Genomic DNA, 17974 nt, shown 5'->3' with positions numbered 1-17974 from the left:
TCGATCCACGGGAGTTACCCGGCCGTGATCACTCGAACGTACCGACCTCCGGCACCCGATCGGTCCGAGCGTAGCGGAGCAGCGTCACCCCGGCCTCGTCGGTGATGGGCGGCTCGAGCAGACGCAGCACAGACGGCAACGCGCCATCGTCGAAGACCTTCTTGCCCGCGCCGAGCAGCAGCGGGTACACCCAGAGGTTCAGCTCATCGAAGAGCCCCTCGGCGAGCAGCGTGTGCACGAAGTCGATGCTGCCGATCACGTGCACCTCGCGGTGGGCCGCCCGCATGGCCGCGATCTCTGCGGGGAGGTCGGCACCGACGCGGGTACTGCCCTCCCAGTCGAGCGCGACATCGGCGTCCCGGGTCGCGACGTACTTCGGCACGCGGTTGAAGAGCGTGCCGATGTCGCCGGACTCACCCTCGGTGTGGTGCGGCCAATAGGAGGCGAAGATGTCGTAGGTGCGTCGCCCGAGCAGCAGCGCATCGAGCCCTCGCATCCCCTTCTCGATCTCGGGTCCGACGCCGGACGAGGGGTAGCCGGCCTGCCAGCCGCTGAACCGGAACCCGCCGGAGGTGTCTTCATCCGTACCGCCGGGACCCTGCGCGACGCCGTCGAGCGAGGTGAAGAGATCGATCAGGATGCGACCGGGCGCCCGTTTTCCATCGGCACGTTGTCCATCGGCAAATTGTTCATCGGCATATCGGTTGTTCATGTCGTGCTCCCTACTGCCATTCGTGCGATGTGGAAGGTGTCGGCGAAGGAGTCCAGCAACGATGTGTCGCCGCGGACGACCGCGACCACATCCTGAGCCAAGGCCTCAGCCGGCGTGATGTCGCCGCCGATCAACCGACGGATGCCGGGGCCCGCGACGATCACTGCGTCCGGCGGCCCGTCGGGCAGACGTCCGCCGACCGGCGGCGCAGGAGGCTCGAGCTGCGCGACGCGGAGCTCACTGTCGCGCACCGACGCACGGAGGGCGACATCGCCGACGTGCAGTTCGTACTCCGCGTCCAGCGCGCTCTCGGCGACGAACGCCGTGCGCAGCGCCATCGTGAGGGAATCGGCCGTGACGACGTCGCCCTCCTCCGGGTCGCCCATCGCCTGGAAGCCCCAACGGCCGAGGGCGAGCATGATCGGCTCGAAGGAGCGACCGTAGGGGGTGAGCTCGTACACGAGTCCGCAGTTCAGCAGCGGCACACGTCGCACGACCCCACCCTCCTGCAGCTCTTTCAGCCGAGTGGACAGGATGTTCGTGGGGATGCGCGGCAGGCCCTGCTTGAGGTCGGTGTAGCGGCGCGGTCCGACGAGCAGATCACGGACGATGAGCAGCGCCCACCGCTCCCCGATCAGCTCGACGGCCGTCGTCACACCGCAGTACTGGCCGTAGCTGCGCGCCGCCATGTCAGGCCGACGTGGCGGTGCCGGCCACGTGATCCGGGCCGTTCTCGACGGCTTCGGGCGTCATGTAGAGGAAGCCGAGCGAGTTGCCGTCAGGGTCGTCGAGGTCGCGGGAGTACATGAAGCCGTAGTCCTGCACGGGCTTCGGCTCGGCGCCACCGGCCGCCAGGCCCTTCGCGAGGATCGCGTCGACCTCCTCGCGGGAGTCCTGGCTGAACGCCACCGAGACCTGGACGACCTCGTTCGGGTCGGCGATGGGCTTGTCGGTGAAGGTCGAGAAGAACTCGCGCTTGAGGATCATGAAGTAGATGTCCTCGCTCCACACGACGCACGCCGCGTTCTCGTCGGTGAACTGGGGGCTGATCTCGCAGCCGAGCGCGGTGTAGAAGGCCTTCGCGCGCTCGAGGTCGGTGGTGGGCAGATTGACGAAAACCTTGGTCATGATGGCTCCTCCGGAGGTGTGAGCTCATCGGTCGGTGAGCCCGTTGGGGAATAGCTTGTTAAAAACAAGCATGCTTGTCAATAGCAAGTTGGCACCGATCCCCCGCACGGGGGATGCGGCACCGCCACGACCCGCCCTACGGTGGAAGGATGCCCGCCGCCCCGTTCATCCGCACGCCGACAGAGCGCGAACGGCGCAGCGACCTCGTGCCCGCCGCCGTGCTGTTCGTCGGCGCCGTGTTGAGTGCGGCGCTCTCCTCCATCGCGGAGATGTACGGCAAGGAACAGGCACCGTTGTGGACCGCCCTCGTGTACGCGGTGGTCGTCACCGCTCCCCTGGCCGTCCGCCGGCGCTGGCCCGGCACCGTCGCCGTCGTCGTCGTGGCCGCGTACTTCACGGCCGTGACGCTCCGCATCCCCGAGATCTACGTCGGCAACATCGCCATGTTCATCGCGATCTACACGGTCGGCGCCTGGATGAACAACCGCCGGCGCGCGCTCGTCGTGCGCGTCGCGATCATCGTCAGCATGTTCGTGTGGTTGCTGATCACCATGTACCGGGACGCGATCAGCGAGGCGGACAAGGCGGAAGTCATCGCCGGAGCCATGTCGCCCTACGTGGCCTTCATGCTCATCCAGCTGCTGCTGAACGTGCTCTACTTCGGCGGCGCCTACTACTTCGGCGAGCGCTCGTGGACGGCTGCTGCCCAGCTGGCCGTGCTCGAGCAGCGGACGGCCGAACTCGAGCGCGAACGAGAGGTCACCGCAGCCCAGGCCGTCGCCCTCGACCGGGTGCGCATCGCCAGGGAGCTGCACGATGTCGTCGCCCATCACGTCTCGGTCATGGGCGTGCAGGCCGGAGCTGCGCGCTTGGTGCTGGAGCGGGACCCGGCGGAGGCCTCTCGCATCCTCACGGGCATCGAGGGGTCGGCGCGCGACGCCATCCACGAGCTGCGTCAGCTGTTGGAGACCCTGCGCGCACCGGGCGGAGAGACCTCCGACGCCGCATCGACCCTGACCCTCGACGACATCGCCGAACTCGTCGACGCGTCGGCCGAGGCGGGGCTTCCGACCGCGTACACGGTCATCGGAGACCCGACACCCGTCCCGTCGCTCGTCGCCGTCAACCTGTACCGCATCGCCCAGGAGTCGCTCACGAATGCCCGCCGTCATGCCGGACCCGACGCGACCGCCGACGTCCGCGTGCGCTACGACGGCGACGGCGTCGAAGTCGAGATCGTGAACACGGGGCGCCCCGTCTCGCAGCTGCGCCCTGGACTCGGACAGCTGGGGATGCGAGAGCGTGCCGCGGCCTCCGGTGGCACGCTCGAGGTGACGCCCCGCCCCTTCGGAGGACTGCGCGTGCGCGCCCGGGTGCCCCTTCCCGTCGCCTCCGTCACACATGAATCCGTCACACACGAAGCGAGCGTGCGCCGATGACCGGATCGATCCGCGTGCTGCTGGTCGACGACCATGCGCTGCTGCGCGCGGGCTTCCGCACGATCCTCGACACGCAGCCCGACATCGAGGTGGTCGGCGAGGCATCCACCGGTGCAGAGGCCGTTGGGCAGGCATCCGCCCTCCGCCCGGAGGTCATCATGATGGACGTGCAGATGCCAGATATGGACGGCATCGAGGCGACCAGACGCATCGTGGCCGACCCCACCGTCGAAGCGGCGATCGCGATCGTCACGACCTTCGATCGCGACGACTACCTGTACCAGGCTCTCGACGCCGGAGCCGGCGGCTTCCTGCTCAAGAACGCCGGCGCGGAAGACCTCATCGCCGCCGTCAGGGCGCTCGCCGCCGGGGACGGCATGCTCGCGCCCGAGGTGACCCGCCGCGTGCTCGCCCGCTTCACCGCGACACCTGCTCCGACGGTCTCGTCCACGGCGCCGACCGGGAGCGGCGGTGTGTCGAACGTCGCCCTCGCCGAGCCCCTCACCGAACGCGAGGCCGAGGTGCTGACCCTGCTCGCCGATGCCAGGAGCAACGCCGAGATCGGGCAGGCGCTGTTCATCGGGGAAGCCACCGTGAAGACGCACGTCTCCCGCATCCTGCAGAAGCTGGGCGCACGCGACCGTGTGCAGGCGGTGGTGCTCGCACATCGCATGGGCCTCGCCTAGGACGGCATCTGCCCTGACTCCGCGATAGCCTCGGAGCCATGCCCGACGCCGCACCCCTGTCCCGCCCGATCCTGGCGGGAGTGGTGACGGCGCTCGTCGGGTTCACGAGCTCGTTCGCGGTCGTGTTGACCGGGCTCGACGCCGTCGGGGCGGACCCGGCGCAGGCGGCCAGCGGACTGCTCGCGGTCAGCCTCATGATGGGTCTCGCGTGCGTCGTGCTCGCCTGGCGGTATCGGATGCCGATCACCGTCGCCTGGTCCACGCCGGGGGCCGCCCTCCTCGTGGCCACCGGCACGGTCGAAGGCGGCTGGCCGGCCGCAGTGGGTGCGTTCCTGGTCACCGCCGCGCTCATCCTGCTCACCGCGCTCTGGCCTGCGCTCGGAGCCCTGATCGCCCGCATCCCTCCGTCCATCGCGCAGGCGATGCTCGCCGGGGTGCTACTGCCGCTCTGCCTCGCCCCGATCACCGGCCTGGTGGCGAACCCCTGGGGCGTGGTGCCCGTCGTGCTCACCTGGCTGCTGTTCGCGCGCCTCGCCCCGCGTTGGGCGGTCCCGTTCGCGTTCGTGGCCGCGGCCGTGGTGGTCGCGGTGTCTCTGACGATCGAGCACGCAGCCTTCGACCCCGGCGTGCTGCTGCCGCGCCTCGAATTCACCGCTCCCACGTTCACGGTCGGCGCGCTCGCGGGCCTCGCCCTGCCGCTGTTCATCGTGACGATGGCCTCGCAGAATGTACCGGGCGTCGCGATCATGCGCAGCTTCGGATACGAGGTGCCGTGGCGCCCGGCCATGCTCGTCACCGGAGTCGGCACGGCGCTCGGTGCGACGGCGGGTGGACACGCCATCAACCTCGCCGCGATCAGCGCTGCTCTCGCCGCCTCTCCGGATGCCGACCCCGACCCGAAGCGGCGGTGGGTGGCCGGAGTCTCGACCGGGGTGTCGTATCTCGTGCTCGCCGTGTTCTCCGCGGCCTTCGCCGCGCTCGTGGTGCTGGCGCCGACCGCCGTGATCCCCGCGGTCGCCGGTCTCGCGCTGTTCGCCGCGTTCGGATCGTCCGTGCAGCAGGCCATCGACGACCCGGGTGAGCGCATCCCCGCGGTGGTGACGTTCCTCGTCGCCGCGTCCGGGATCGCCGTGCTCGGGGTCAGCGCCGCGTTCTGGGCCCTCGTCGCCGGTCTCCTCGTGCGCACGGTGCTGCACACCCGCCGCTGAGCGCCTCCTCCCCCGCTCGGGTGATCCTGCGGAGTCCGCCGTGCGGGGGATGTCGGAGTCACGCGCGCTCCGTAGCGTGAGGGTATGACCACAGGAATGCTCGAACTCTCCGGCATCACCAAGAGCTACGGCTCTCGGCGCGTGCTCGACGACGTGTCCTTCACGGTCGCCCCCGGGCGGCTGACGGGCTTCGTCGGCGGCAACGGCGCCGGCAAGACGACGACCATGCGGATCGTGCTGGGGCTGCTGTCGTCGGACGGCGGCCGCGTCGATCTGGACGGTGCCCCGTTGACGACCGCCGACCGCCGACGCTTCGGCTACATGCCGGAGGAGCGCGGCCTCTACCCGAAGATGAAGGTGCTCGAGCAGATCGTGTACCTCGCACGCCTGCACGGCTTCGGCAAGCAGGAGGCCACGGAGCGGGCGACCTCACTGCTCACGGAACTCGGACTGGGCGAGCGACTGAACGACACCATCGAGTCGCTGTCGCTCGGCAACCAGCAGCGCGCACAGATCGCCGCCTCGCTCGTGCACGACCCCGAGGTGCTCATCCTCGACGAGCCGTTCTCCGGCCTGGATCCCCTCGCCGTCGACGTGGTCGCGGGCGTCCTGCAGTCCAGCGCGGCGAAGGGCGCGTCGATCCTGTTCTCCTCCCACCAGCTCGACGTGGTGGAACGGCTATGCGACGACCTGGTCATCCTCGCCGGGGGCACGATCCGCGCGGCGGGCTCACGCGACGCACTCCGCGCCGAGCATGCGCGGGACCGCTACGAGCTGGTCTCCGCGGGCGATGCCGGGTGGCTGCGCACCGAGCCGGGAGTGACGGTCGTCGACTTCGAGGGCGGCTATGCCCTGTTCGACGCGGACGGCCCGGAGACGGCGCAGCGCGTGCTGCAGTCCGCCGTGCAGCGCGGCGATGTCGCCAGCTTCGCCCCCAAGCATCCGTCCCTCGCCCAGATCTTCAAGGAGGTCATCCAGTGAGCACCCCCTCCCCCGTTCGCAGCTCGAACGGCATCTGGCTCGTCGCCGAGCGCGAGATCGGTTCGAAGCTGCGCAGCAAGGCCTTCCTGATCTCCACCGGCATCCTGCTGGTCCTCGCCCTCGCCGGCATCCTGTTCGGCGGGTTCGCGAGCAAGAACACCGAGACCACGCCGATCGCCGCGACCGCGGAGACCGCCTCCGCCGTCTCCGCCATCCCGAACGTCGAGGTCACCACGGTCGCCGACCAGGCCGCAGCCGAACAGCTGGTGCGCGACGACAAGGTCGATGCCGCGGTGGTCGAAGGCGACGGGCCGTCGGGATACACGATCATCGCGATGCAGGATCCCCCGGGCGAGATCGTCTCGGCCCTGTCGATCGCTCCCGAGATCGTGAGCCTCGAGCCCGCGACCACCAACCCGCTGCTGCGGTACTTCATCGCGATCGCGTTCGGCCTCGTGTTCATGATGGCCGCAGCCACGTTCGGCGGCACCATCGCACAGAGCGTCGTGGAGGAGAAGCAGACCCGCGTGGTCGAGGTCCTCCTCTCGGCGATCCCGGCCCGCACGCTGCTCGCCGGCAAGGTGATCGGCAACACGGTGCTCGCGATGGGCCAGATCCTCGCCCTGGCGGCGGTCGCCACGATCGGCCTGATCGTGACGGGTCAACGGGAGGTGCTCACGACGCTGGGGGCGCCCATCATCTGGTTCGCGATCTTCTTCCTGTTCGGCTTCATCCTGTTGGCGGCGATGTTCGCAGCCGCGGCGTCGATGGTCTCGCGCCAGGAGGACATCGGGTCCACCACGACGCCGATCACGATGCTGATCATGGCGCCGTACATCCTGGTCATCGTCTTCAACGACAACCCGCTGGTGCTGACGATCATGTCGTACGTGCCGTTCTCCGCACCGGTCGGCATGCCCATGCGCCTGTTCGTGGGAGAGGCGCAGTGGTGGGAGCCGCTGCTGAGCCTCGTGATCCTGCTCGCCAGCTGCGTGGCCGCGATCGTCATCGGCGCGAAGATCTACGAGAACTCGCTCCTGCGCATGGGCTCCCGCGTCAAGCTCGCCGAGGCGCTGCGAGGCTGAGGCCCCTGGCGCCGAGACCCATCCCGCACGCCGAAACCCACCGTCGCAGTCGTCTGCGACGGTGGGTTTCGTTGTGGCCGATGGGTCTCGGCGACGGGGGGATGGGGTCAGATCACGCCGTCCGCCAGGGTGGTGGGGTTGCCGAAGCGGTGGTTCGTGATCGACACGGCCTGCTCGTGCAGGAACGGCAGCATCTCGACCCGTCCCGCCCCGGTCACGGCGTGCGACCAGACCGCGACATCCGGGCTTCCGTCGAGCGCCTCGTGGAGCGCCGCGGCGTCGCCGCCGACCAGACGCACGCGGTGCCACGAGTTCGCCGCCTTGGCGTAGCGCTTGGTCCACGCCGTGTCCGACTCGTGCTTGACGCTCACGCCGTGCGCGCGCAGCGCCTTCTCGACGCGAGAGGGCAGCGCCGGAGCCGACACCGTGAACGGGCTGCCGCTGCGCAGGGCGGCCGCGAGCACACGGAGGCCTTCCACCAGAGGAGCGTCGTCGGCGATGCGAACGTCGACGGCGACGGGACGGTAGCGGAACAGGTTGCGCTCGACCCCGAGGCCGGACTTGTCGCTCACGGCGCCGAACTCGTCGATCCAGGCATGCTCATCGGACGCGGCGGCGCGCTGCAGCCACTCGGCCTCGGCCGCGTCGATCTCGGAGGACGCCGCCTCGAGCAGCGCACGCACGACGGGGACGACAGCCGCACCCGGCGCTGCAGCCGGAAGCTCTGCGGGGGTCCACTCGCCGAGACCGAAGAGGTAGTTCGGGCCACCGGCCTTGGCTCCGGCGCCGACCGCCGAGCGCTTCCAGCCGCCGAACGGCTGACGCTGCACGATCGCTCCGGTGATGCCGCGGTTCACGTAGAGGTTGCCGGCCTCGACGTTGTCGAGCCACGTGGCGACCTCGTCGGAGTCGAGCGAGTGGATGCCGGCCGTGAGACCGTAGTCGACCGCGTTCTGCAGACGCAGCGCCTCGTCCAGGTCCTTGGCGTGCATGATGCCGAGCACCGGGCCGAAGAACTCGGTCAGGTGGAAGTACGATCCCTCGCGCACTCCGGTCTTCACCCCGGGCGTCCACTGCTTGCCCTCGTCATCGAGCTTGCGGGGTTCCACCAGCCAACGCTCGCCCTTCTCGAGCTTCGTGAGCGCCGTGAGCAGCTTGCCGTTCGCGGGCTCGATGATCGGACCCATCTGCGTGGCGGGGTCGTCGGGCAGGCCGACGCGCATCGAGGTCACTGCATCCACCAGCTGACGCTCGAACCGCTTCGAGTCGGCGACCGAGCCGACGAGGATCGCCAGCGAGGCCGCGGAGCACTTCTGCCCGGCGTGGCCGAACGCGCTGCGGGCGACATCCGCGGCCGCCAGGTCGAGGTCGGCGGAAGGCGTGACGATGATCGCGTTCTTGCCGCTGGTCTCGGCGAGCAGCGGCAGGTCGGAGCGGAACGAGCGGAACAGCTGCGCCGTCTCGTACGCCCCCGTGAGGATCACACGATCCACCGCGGGGCCGGCGACCAGGCGCGTGCCGAGGTCGCGAGAGGCGAGGTCGACGAGCGCGAGCAGATCGCGCGGCACTCCGGCGGCCCACAGCGCCTCGACCATCACGGCACCGCAGCGCTGGGTGAGCTTGGCCGGCTTGATGATCACGGCAGAGCCCGAGGCCAGGCCCGCGAGCACACCGCCTGCGGGAATCGCGACCGGGAAGTTCCAGGGAGGCGTGACCACCGTGACCTTCGACGGCACGAACTCGGCACCGGAGACGGCCTCGAGGTCCTTCGCGCGCTCGGCGTAGTAGTGCGCGAAGTCGATGGCCTCGCTGATCTCGGGGTCGGCCTCGGCGATGGTCTTGCCGGCCTCGTGCGCCATGATCTCGATGAGCTGACCACGACGTGCGGCGAGTTCGTCGCCGGCGCGGTGCAGCACGGCGGCACGGTCGGCGGCCGGCAGGGCCGCCCACTTCTCGGCGGCTGCGGTCGCCGCGGTGAAGATGCCGTCGAGCTCCGCGTCCGTCTCCACCTTCGCGAGCGCGATCGTGTCGAGTCCGAGGGCCGACCCGACCGAGCGGCCGAGGATCTCCCGGCCCCACGCACGGTTCGCTGCGATGGCGGGGTCGGTGTCTGCCTGGTTCGCGAAGCCCGTGGTCGTGCCAGCGAGAGCCTCAGCCGTTCGGTCCTGCACCCGGTGGGCGGCGGGGACATGCTCCGGCTCGTCGGTCGCGAGCGCGGCCAGCGAACGCTCGAAGCGCTCACGCTCCCGGGTGAGGAGCGTGGGGTTGGATGCCAACTCGAACACCGCGGACATGAAGTTCTCCGGGCTGGCGTTCTCCTCGAGGCGGCGCACCAGGTACGCGATCGCCACGTCGAACTCGGCGGGGTTCACGACCGGCGTGTACAGCAGCAGGCGTCCGACATCCTTGCGGACGGCCTCGGCCTGGCCCGTCGCCATGCCCAGCAGCATCTCGTACTCGACGAGGGGATCGGCGCCGGTCGGGTCCGCCACCCCGCGCGCCTGTGCGAGCAGCCAGGTGTAGGCGATGTCGAACAGGTTGTGGCCGGCGATCCCGATGCGCACGGCGTCCAGGCGCTCCGGCGTCATCGCCCAGTCGAGCACCCGCTTGTAGTTGGTGTCCGAGTCCTGCTTGGTGCCGTAGGTCGCGAGCGGCCAGCCGTGGATCGCGGCGTCGACCTCCTCCATCGCGAGGTTCGCTCCCTTGACGACGCGCACCTTGATCGGCGCTCCCCCCTTGGCACGGCGGGCGGCTGCCCACTCCTGCAGGTGCTGCATCGCGCCGAGCGCGTCGGGGAGGTACGCCTGCAGCACGATGCCGGCTTCGAGGTTCGCAAGTCCCGGCTGGTCGAGGATGCTCGTGAAGGCGGCGATCGTCAGATCGAGATCGCGGTACTCCTCCATGTCGAGGTTGATGAACTTCGCCTTGCCCTTGGCCTCGGCCGCGGCGGCGAGCTCGTAGAGCGGGGTGAGCTTCTCCACGACGTCCGCGACAGCCTCGTCGAACGACCACATGGACAGCTGGCTCACGACGCTGGAGACCTTGATCGACACGTAGTCGACGTCGTCGCGGGCGAGGAAGTCACGGGTGCCCTGCAGGCGGTGCCCGGCTTCGCGCTCGCCGAGCACGGCCTCGCCGAGCAGGTTGAGGTTGAGGCGGTTGCCGCTCTTGCGCAGCTTGGCGATGGCGGGCCCGAGCTTGGAGGGCGTGGCGTCGAGCACCAGGTGACCGACCATGGCACGCAGCACACGGCGCGAGATCGGCACGACCACGCCGGGGAGCTTGGGCGCCCAGAAGCCACCGGTCTTGATCGCGGCCCGCAGGTAGCCGGGCAGCAGCGACGGGGTGATGTCGCTCAGCTCGGCGAGCTTGCGACCGGCGACGCGCAGGTCTTCCGGACGCATGACGCCGTCGACGAAGCCGACCGTGAACGCGAGTCCGTTCGGGTCCTTGAGCACCTCGGACAGGCGCTGAGCAGCGGGCTCGACGGGGTGGGTCTCGCTCTCGGCGAGCCAGCGCTGCACCAGGGCGGCGACGTCTTCGGTGCGGGGGGTGGTGGTGTCGGCGGCGACAGGCATGGGTGGGACCTTCCAAGACAGCGCACACCGGGATTTCGTGTGCGGGCTGGTTCATTGTCCTGCCGCTCGGTAGGCTCCGTCTATCAACCGATTTGCGTGAATTATGTTCAGTGAGATTGAACGATGAGTGCCGAACGAAGGACCCGCCGTGCTCGACGTGAACAGACTGCGGATGCTGGTGGAGCTGTCCCGTCGCGGAACACTGTCAGCTGTCGCCGACGCCCTGTCGTACAGCAAGGCCTCGGTGTCGCAGCAGCTCAGCGCCTTGGAGCGCGACGTGGGCGTGCCTCTGCTGCGCCGAGTGGGGCGCGGGGTGCAGTTCACCCCGCAGGGGAACGTGCTCGTCGCCGAGGCCATCGGCATCCTCGATCAGCTCGAGCACGCCCAGGTCGCCGTCGCCGAATCCCTGACCGAGGTCACGGGCACCGTGCGCATCGCGGTGTTCCAGTCCACGGCGCACTCGCTGCTCCCCCGCGGGCTCGAGGCCCTCAAGGACCGTCATCCGGCCCTGCGAGTGGAGGTCACCGAGTCCGACCCGGAGACCGGACTCGTCGGAGTGTCCAGCCGCGACTTCGACCTCATCCTCGCTGAGCAGTATCCCGGCCGCACCCGCCCGATCCACGCCGACCTCGATCGCGTGGTGCTCGCCCACGACGCGATCGCCCTCGCGCGTCGCCCCGGAGCGCCCACGCACGACGATGCCGTCGCCGCGCTGTGGTCGACGCGCGACGAACCCTGGGTGCTGGAACCCGCCGGCACGGCGTCGCGCGCCTGGGCCGAGCAGCTGTGCCGCACCGCCGGGTTCGAACCCGACGTGCGGTTCGAGATCGCCGACCTCACCGCGCACGTGCGGCTGATCCATGCCGGACTGGCCGTGGGACTGCTGCCGGAGCTCGTGTGGGCGGGCGACACCCCGACGGTCGACCTGGCGCCGCTGCCGCGGAAACCTCGACGCGAGATCTTCTCATCCGCGAGACGCGTGTCGGCGGACGCCCCCTCGATCCGCGCCGTACGCAGCGCGCTGGCCGACGCCGCATCGCACGACCTCTCCGCCTGAGCTCGCCGTCCAGCCCCGGGATCCACGCCGGGCGTGCGAACGAGGAAGTAAAATGTCAGAGGTTACTCGACATGTCCTCTTCCACACGCACTCGCCCGGGCAGGATCCCGCTGAATACTCTGGCGAGCGCATTCGGCCTCGCGGGGGTCGCATCGACGTGGTCGGCGGCGTCCGCGGTCGCGCCCGTCCCCGACTCCGTCGCTGCCCTCTTCTGGAGCTTGACCGCTCTGACGACGATCGGGCTGCTCGTCGCGCACACGGCGAGAGGTGCCCTCAGCAGGGCGCCGCTGCGCGCGCAGCTCCGCGACCCCGTCCAGGCGCCGCTCGCCGTGATCCTCCCGCTCGTCGGGATGCTCATCGGCGTCCGGATGCTCTCCTGGCTCCCTGCAGCGGGCTCGACGATCGTGATCGCCTCGATGATCGCCACCGCCGGGTACGCAGGCTGGTTGGTGAGCACCTGGATGACCGGTCGGATCGAGCTCGGCGCGATCCACGGCGGGTACATCCTGCCGCCAGTCGCGGGCGGATTCATCACCGCGACCGCCGCGGAGGCGCTCGGGCTGCGGGCTCTCGGATGGGCGGCGTTCGGCGTCGGCTGCTTCTTCTGGGTCGTGGTGACCTCGCTCGTGCTCGTGCGTCTGGTCGCAGGCCCTCCACTGCCGGATGGGCTGACCCCGGCGCTGACCGTGCTGATGGCCCCGCCGGCCGTCGGCGGCATCGCGCTGTTCGCCCTCACGGACGGCATCGCGTCACCGTTGTCCTTCGCCTTCGCCGGCCTCACGGTGCTCCTCGTCACCGCACAGGTCGCCACCATCCCGCGCTACCGCCGTCTCCCCTTCGCCCTCGGCTTTTGGTCGTTCACGTTCCCCGTCACGGCCGTCGCCACCTACGCGATCGCCTGGCTGGACGTCGCCGAGGTCTCGGCCGCGGGCCCCGTGTCCGTCGCGCTCGCGATCGCAGTCACTCTGTTCGTCGCCGCGATCGGGGTCCGATCTCTGCGGAATCCGGCCGCCGAGGGCATCAGGAAGATCCGGGAATATGCATGCACATGCATCTGTTGGCTCCCGTGTACCCGGACGAAGGAGTCCGATCCACTCCTTTCGAAAGGCATTTCTGTGAGCACTCCCGTGATCGACCGCACCGCTCCGACCGAGCACCCCGTCCTCGATGTCCTCGCCGGCCGCTGGAGCCCCCGCGCCTTCGACGCGCAGAACTCGATCGACGAGGCCAAGCTCGCGACCGCCCTCGAGGCCGCCCGCTGGAGCCCGTCCGCCAACAACAGCCAGCCCTGGCGCTTCATCGTCGCCCGCCGCGGCACCGCTCTGCACGCCCAGGTCGTCGACGCCCTGATGGGGTTCAACCAGGCATGGGCCGGCAACGCAGCCGTGCTCGTGGTCGCGATCGCCGAGACGGCCACGCCCGACGGCACCCCGATCACGCACGCACTCTACGACCTCGGCCAGGCCGTCGCGCACTTCTCGGTGCAGGCCCACCACGACGGTCTGCTCGTGCACCAGATGAGCGGCTTCGACCCCGAGGTCGTCCGTGAGTTCGCCGACCTCGAGGCCCGTTTCGCGCCGGTCACGGTCTTCGCCGTCGGCGAGTTCGGCGACGTCGAGGCGCTGCCCGAGGTGCTGCAGCAGCGCGAGGTCGCCCCGCGCGTGCGTCGCCCCATCGACGAGACGGTCGTCCTCAGCGCCTGAGCATCGACACACGGAACGGCCCGGTATGCGTCACGCATACCGGGCCTTTCCATTGCCTGCCGGTCCCTATCAGTCCTCGAGGAGCTCCGCCTCGATCACCTCATCGTCGTCGGACTCGGCCGCGGGCTCCGGCTGCGGCGTCGTCGAGGTGAGCACGAGGCCCATCCCGTCGGCGGCCACGTCGACGCGAACCGTGTCGCCGTCGTGCACGTTGCCGGACAGCAGTGCCGTCGCGAGCTTGTTCTGCACCTCGCTCTGGATGAGGCGGCGCAGCGGACGGGCACCGAACATGGGGTCGTACCCGCGCTCGGCGAGCCAGGCCCGCGCGTCCGGGGTCACCGCGAGGGTGAGGCGACGGTCGCGCAGCCGGTCGTGCAGCTGGTCGACCGAGAGCTCCACGATCTGCGCGAGATCGTCTTCGCTCAGAGCCGAGAACATCACGATGTCGTCGAGGCGGTTCAGGAATTCCGGACGGAACACCTGCCGCACGAGCGCCATCACCTGGTCGCGCTTCTCATCGGGTGCGAGCACCGGGTCGATGAGGATGGGCGAGCCCAGGTTGGAGGTGAGGATCAGGATCACGTTCGAGAAGTCGACCGTGCGCCCCTGTCCGTCGGTCAGCCGACCGTCGTCGAGGACCTGCAGCAGCACGTCGAACACCTCGGGGTGCGCCTTCTCGACCTCGTCGAGCAGGATCACGCTGTACGGCCGACGACGCACGGCCTCGGTCAACTGACCGCCCTGCTCGTAGCCGACGTACCCGGGAGGGGCGCCGACGAGTCGCGAGACCGAGTGCTTCTCGCCGTACTCCGACATGTCGATGCGCACCATGGCGTGCTCGTCGTCGAAGAGGAACTGCGCGAGCGCCTTGGCCAGCTCTGTCTTTCCGACACCGGTCGGGCCGAGGAACAGGAACGATCCGGTCGGCCGACCGGGGTCGCTGATCCCCGCGCGCGAGCGGCGGACGGCGTCCGACACGGCCTTCACGGCGTCCTTCTGCCCGATCAGACGCTTGCCGAGCTCGTTCTCCAGGTGCAGGAGCTTCTCGCTCTCCCCCTGCAGCAGGCGGCCGACGGGGATACCGGTCCACGCGGCGATCACGGCCGCGATGTCCTCCTCCGTCACCTGCTCGTTGACCATGCGGGGCTCGCTCGACGCGGTCGCCTCCGCCTGCTCGGCCTCCGCGATGTCACGCTCCAGGCGCTTGATCGTCTCGTACTCGAGCTTCGACGCCTTCGTGTAGTCGGCGTTGCGCATGGCGAGGTCGCGCTGCGTGATCGCGTCGTCGAGCTGCTTCTTGAGCTCACCCACCCGGTTCAGCCCCTGACGCTCGCGCGCCCAGCGGGCTTCGAGCTCGGCGAGCTGTCGCTCCATGCCGACGAGCTGCTCGCGCAAGGCGCTCAGTCGCTCCTTGGACGCAGCGTCCTTCTCGCGCTTGAGGGCGAGCTCCTCGAGCTTCATGCGGTCGACCTGACGCTTGAGCTGGTCGATCTCGACGGGCGACGAGTCGATCTCCATCTTGAGCCGCGACATCGACTCGTCGATCAGGTCGATCGCCTTGTCGGGCAGCTGACGTGCGGGCAGGTAGCGGTTCGACAGAGCCGCAGCCGCAACGAGAGCACTGTCGGAGATGGTCACCCCGTGGTGGGCCTCGTAACGCCCCTTGAGGCCGCGGAGGATCGCGATCGTGTCTTCGACCGTGGGCTCGCCGACGTACACCTGCTGGAAGCGGCGCTCCAGCGCTGCGTCCTTCTCGATGAACTCACGGTACTCGTTGAGCGTGGTCGCGCCGATCAGTCGCAGTTCGCCCCGCGCCAGCATCGGCTTGAGCATGTTGGAGGCCGCGACGGATCCTTCACCGCCACCGGCGCCCATGAGCACGTGCAACTCGTCGATGAACGTGATGATCTGTCCGTCGGACTCGGTGATCTCCTTGAGTACCTGCTTCAGCCGCTCCTCGAACTGCCCGCGGTACATGGCGCCGGCCACGAGGGCGGAGATGTCGAGCGTGACCAGCTCCTTGTCCTTGAGGGACTCGGCGACGTCGCCAGCCACGATGCGCTGGGCGAGGCCTTCGACGACGGCGGTCTTGCCGACGCCGGGCTCACCGATCAGCACGGGGTTGTTCTTCGTGCGTCGGGTGAGCACCTGGCTGACCCGACGGATCTCGCTGTCGCGTCCGATCACGGGGTCGAGCTTGCCCTCACGGGCACGGTCGGTGAGGTTGATGCCGAACTGCTCGAGGGCGGACTGCTGCTCTTGGTTCTGGTTGCCGGTCTGCGGGGTGGTCATGCGCTCCTCCTGGAGTTGCTCCTTCTGGTCGTCTCCCGTCCACCAAGTCGGAGAACGGGATCAAAGTTGAGTCTTGTTGACTCAAGTTTAGCACTCGCCGAGATTCTCCTCCAGTCCGTCTGCCTCGTCAGCGCTCCCGTCCGATCGTGTCCCAGATCGCGGACGCGACAGCGCGTTTGGAGCCGGAGACGGTCGCCGCCACCGCACCCCCGGGGCCCAGGATGTGCACGGCGTTCTCCGCACTCTCGAACCCGCGCTCCCAGCCGACCTCGTTCACCACGAGCAGGTCGACGCCCTTGCGCTGCTGTTTGCCGCGAGCGCGTGCGAGCAGTTCGGCCTCGTCCTCGGGAGTCTCGGCTGCGAAGCCGACGACGAGCTGACCCGGTCGGCGCGCCGAGGCCAGGCCCGCGACGATGTCCTCGTTCTCGACCAGCTCGATGGCCGGCACTCCCCCGCCCTCCTTGGTGAGCTTTCGATCCGACACCGCTACGGGACGGTAGTCGGCGACGGCGGCGGCCATCACGACCACGTCGGCCTCGGGCGCCTCACGCTTCATCGCGTCTGCGAGCTCGGCCGCGGAGCCCACGCCGACGACGCGGATCGACGGATGCCGCACGTCGGCGAGCACGTCACCCGAGATGTTCGCCGACACCAGGGTCACCTCGGCTCCGCGAGCGGCCGCCTCCGCGGCAAGCGCCGCGCCCTGCCGGCCGCTGGAGCGGTTGCCGAGGAAACGCACGGGATCGATCGGTTCGCGAGTGCCGCCGGCGGAGACCAGGACCCGCACGCCGGCGAGATCGCCGGGGACTAGCAGGGCCTGCGCGGCAGCGAGGATCTCCTCGGGCTCCGACATCCGCCCGGGACCGCTGTCGCCTCCGGCGAGCTCCCCGTCGGCGGGACCCACCAGGTGCACGCCGCGCTCCCTGAGCGTCGCGATGTTCGTCTGCGTCGCCCTGTTCCGCCACATCTCGGCGTGCATCGCCGGAGCGATCAGCACCGGAGCCTCGGTCGCGAGCAGGGTGGTCCCCAGGAGGTCGTCGGCGAGGCCGGCGGTGATCTTCGCGATCGAGTTCGCGGTCGCCGGCGCCACGATCACGAGGTCGGCCGCCTGGCCGAGAGCCACGTGCCGCACCCGCGCCACGTCCTCGTGCACGCTCGTGGTCACGGGGTGACGACTGATGGCCTCCCAGGTGGGCAGCCCGACGAAGCGCAGCGCATCCTCGGTGGGCACCACGGTCACGTCGTGCCCGCCCTTCGTGAGCAGGCGCACCAGCTGCACCGTCTTGTACGCGGCGATGCCGCCTGTGACTCCGACCACGATGTTCACGTCTCGATTCTGCCCCAGCATCCACCGCCGCGGGCCGACGATCGCGTCACCGACCTAGACTTGATGCCGTGTGCACGGTCGTGATCGATGTCGAGAATGCCGGATCCGCACGACTTCTCGCGGTCCGCGACGAGGACCCGCGGCGGGCCTGGGACTCCCTCGGAGCCTGGTGGCCGGACGACTTTCCTGGCGTGGTGGGCATCCGCGACCGTCGAGCAGGCGGGGCGTGGCTGGCCGCGAACCCCGCAGAGGGAAGACTCGCCGTGCTGCTGAACCGCGCCGATGTGCGTGACCTCCCCGCCGCGCACGCCGTGTCCCGCGGCGCCCTCGCGCTGGAATCGGTGACGGGCCACTCTCCGGTCGCACCCCTCCCGATGCACGGCTTCAACCTGCTGGAGGTGGGCCCGGACGGCGCGCGAGTGCTGTCGTGGGACGGCGTCGACCTGCGCGAGACGCCCATCGAACCCGGCACGCACATGATCGCCCACGACGATCTCGACGACGCGACGACTCCGCGGATCGAGGCGTGGCTGCCCGAGTTCCGCGCTCTGGGCCCGACCGCCGACAGCGACGACTGGACGGCCGAGTGGACAGCGCTGCTCGCATCCTCGACCGAGCTGCCTCCCGAGGACGACAGGGCGATCATCCGCGACAACCGGCCGCACGGCTACCCCACCCAGTCGCTCCTCTACTGCATCGCCGCGGTCACCCCGGACGGGATCGAGGTGCGCGACGTCGCGCTGCCCTCGCCGGCCCACTGGAGCGAGTAGAGAAAGGG

The 17974-nt window shown here is 69.6% G+C and carries 14 protein-coding genes and 1 pseudogene; 9 read left to right on the top strand and 6 right to left on the bottom strand.

From position 1 onward, the window contains the following. Nucleotides 1–28 precede the first annotated feature (28 nt). From RN51_RS10420 to RN51_RS10410, 3 genes are read right to left on the bottom strand one after another with little or no spacing between them, the layout of a single operon-like run. Nucleotides 29–712 (bottom strand): dihydrofolate reductase family protein, encoded by a 684-nt coding sequence (locus RN51_RS10420; protein WP_082066550.1) that lies wholly within the window; start codon nucleotides 710–712, stop codon nucleotides 29–31. After that, the gene (locus RN51_RS10415; RefSeq protein WP_045263958.1) at nucleotides 709–1401 is read right to left on the bottom strand and encodes a winged helix-turn-helix transcriptional regulator; all 693 of its coding nucleotides are present in this window, start codon (nucleotides 1399–1401) and stop codon (nucleotides 709–711) included. The genes RN51_RS10420 and RN51_RS10415 overlap by 4 nt, the downstream gene beginning before the upstream one ends. A gap of 1 nt (nucleotide 1402) precedes the next feature. Continuing rightward, nucleotides 1403–1840, bottom strand: coding sequence for a VOC family protein (locus tag RN51_RS10410; protein ID WP_197073231.1), 438 nt, complete (start codon nucleotides 1838–1840; stop codon nucleotides 1403–1405). Nucleotides 1841–1989: 149 nt separating this feature from the next. Here RN51_RS10410 and RN51_RS10405 point away from each other — a divergent pair, with 149 nt between their 5' ends. From RN51_RS10405 to RN51_RS10385, 5 genes are all read left to right on the top strand, one after another. Beyond that, nucleotides 1990–3279 carry a sensor histidine kinase gene (locus RN51_RS10405; protein WP_045263956.1) on the top strand — a complete coding sequence of 430 codons (1290 nt, stop codon included), beginning with the start codon at nucleotides 1990–1992 and terminating at the stop codon, nucleotides 3277–3279. Then, nucleotides 3276–3965 carry a response regulator gene (locus tag RN51_RS10400; RefSeq protein WP_045263955.1) on the top strand — a complete coding sequence of 230 codons (690 nt, stop codon included), beginning with the start codon at nucleotides 3276–3278 and terminating at the stop codon, nucleotides 3963–3965. Before RN51_RS10405 ends, RN51_RS10400 begins: the two co-directional genes overlap by 4 nt. Before the next feature lie 38 nt (nucleotides 3966–4003). Beyond that, nucleotides 4004–5173, top strand: coding sequence for a benzoate/H(+) symporter BenE family transporter (locus tag RN51_RS10395; protein ID WP_045263954.1), 1170 nt, complete (start codon nucleotides 4004–4006; stop codon nucleotides 5171–5173). A 96-nt stretch (nucleotides 5174–5269) separates the two neighbouring features. Further along, a complete protein-coding gene (locus tag RN51_RS10390; RefSeq protein WP_045263953.1) occupies nucleotides 5270–6154 on the top strand; it encodes an ABC transporter ATP-binding protein in 885 nt (294 codons plus the stop codon). After that, nucleotides 6151–7239: an ABC transporter permease gene (locus RN51_RS10385; protein ID WP_045263952.1), complete on the top strand. Its 1089-nt coding sequence runs from the start codon at nucleotides 6151–6153 to the stop codon at nucleotides 7237–7239. Before RN51_RS10390 ends, RN51_RS10385 begins: the two co-directional genes overlap by 4 nt. Before the next feature lie 107 nt (nucleotides 7240–7346). Here RN51_RS10385 and RN51_RS10380 read toward each other — a convergent pair whose 3' ends face one another. Next, the gene (locus tag RN51_RS10380) at nucleotides 7347–10817 is read right to left on the bottom strand and encodes a proline dehydrogenase family protein (protein ID WP_045263951.1); all 3471 of its coding nucleotides are present in this window, start codon (nucleotides 10815–10817) and stop codon (nucleotides 7347–7349) included. A gap of 148 nt (nucleotides 10818–10965) precedes the next feature. Between RN51_RS10380 and RN51_RS10375 the strand changes: the two genes are divergently transcribed. The 3 genes and pseudogenes from RN51_RS10375 to RN51_RS18705 all read left to right on the top strand — a co-directional run bounded on the left by RN51_RS10375 (nucleotide 10966) and on the right by RN51_RS18705 (nucleotide 13577). Next, on the top strand, nucleotides 10966–11874 hold the full coding sequence (locus RN51_RS10375) for a LysR substrate-binding domain-containing protein (RefSeq protein WP_045264052.1): 909 nt from the start codon (nucleotides 10966–10968) through the stop codon (nucleotides 11872–11874). Between the two features lie 71 nt (nucleotides 11875–11945). Then, nucleotides 11946–12854: pseudogene (locus RN51_RS18710) on the top strand (transporter); the annotation flags it as partial. A 135-nt stretch (nucleotides 12855–12989) separates the two neighbouring features. Beyond that, on the top strand, nucleotides 12990–13577 hold the full coding sequence (locus tag RN51_RS18705) for a nitroreductase family protein (protein WP_045264050.1): 588 nt from the start codon (nucleotides 12990–12992) through the stop codon (nucleotides 13575–13577). A 69-nt stretch (nucleotides 13578–13646) separates the two neighbouring features. Here RN51_RS18705 and RN51_RS10360 read toward each other — a convergent pair whose 3' ends face one another. After that, nucleotides 13647–15869 (bottom strand): ATP-dependent Clp protease ATP-binding subunit, encoded by a 2223-nt coding sequence (locus tag RN51_RS10360; protein ID WP_082066548.1) that lies wholly within the window; start codon nucleotides 15867–15869, stop codon nucleotides 13647–13649. 127 nt (nucleotides 15870–15996) lie between these two features. Continuing rightward, nucleotides 15997–17196 (bottom strand): bifunctional phosphopantothenoylcysteine decarboxylase/phosphopantothenate--cysteine ligase CoaBC, encoded by a 1200-nt coding sequence (gene coaBC / locus RN51_RS10355; RefSeq protein WP_045263950.1) that lies wholly within the window; start codon nucleotides 17194–17196, stop codon nucleotides 15997–15999. 68 nt (nucleotides 17197–17264) lie between these two features. Between coaBC and RN51_RS10350 the strand changes: the two genes are divergently transcribed. Further along, nucleotides 17265–17966 carry an NRDE family protein gene (locus RN51_RS10350; RefSeq protein WP_045263949.1) on the top strand — a complete coding sequence of 234 codons (702 nt, stop codon included), beginning with the start codon at nucleotides 17265–17267 and terminating at the stop codon, nucleotides 17964–17966. Nucleotides 17967–17974 lie beyond the last annotated feature (8 nt).

Origin of the sequence: Microbacterium oxydans (assembly GCF_000956405.1) — a bacterium.
Lineage (GTDB): Bacteria > Actinomycetota > Actinomycetes > Actinomycetales > Microbacteriaceae > Microbacterium > Microbacterium oxydans_C.
The sequence above is the reverse complement of the archived record's forward strand: the minus strand, read 5'-3'. Positions and strand labels throughout refer to the sequence as shown.

Excerpts from the sequence above, each read along its gene's own strand:
- RN51_RS10405 (WP_045263956.1), top strand. The coding sequence starts at position 1,990 with ATGCCCGCCGCCCCGTTCATCCGCACGCCGACAGAGCGCGAACGGCGC.
- RN51_RS10400 (WP_045263955.1), top strand. The coding sequence starts at position 3,276 with ATGACCGGATCGATCCGCGTGCTGCTGGTCGACGACCATGCGCTGCTG.
- RN51_RS10415 (WP_045263958.1), bottom strand. The coding sequence starts at position 1,401 with ATGGCGGCGCGCAGCTACGGCCAGTACTGCGGTGTGACGACGGCCGTC.
- RN51_RS10395 (WP_045263954.1), top strand. The coding sequence starts at position 4,004 with ATGCCCGACGCCGCACCCCTGTCCCGCCCGATCCTGGCGGGAGTGGTG.
- RN51_RS10360 (WP_082066548.1), bottom strand. The coding sequence starts at position 15,869 with ATGACCACCCCGCAGACCGGCAACCAGAACCAAGAGCAGCAGTCCGCC.
- RN51_RS10380 (WP_045263951.1), bottom strand. The coding sequence starts at position 10,817 with ATGCCTGTCGCCGCCGACACCACCACCCCCCGCACCGAAGACGTCGCC.
- RN51_RS10420 (WP_082066550.1), bottom strand. The coding sequence starts at position 712 with ATGAACAACCGATATGCCGATGAACAATTTGCCGATGGACAACGTGCC.
- RN51_RS10390 (WP_045263953.1), top strand. The coding sequence starts at position 5,270 with ATGCTCGAACTCTCCGGCATCACCAAGAGCTACGGCTCTCGGCGCGTG.
- RN51_RS10410 (WP_197073231.1), bottom strand. The coding sequence starts at position 1,840 with ATGACCAAGGTTTTCGTCAATCTGCCCACCACCGACCTCGAGCGCGCG.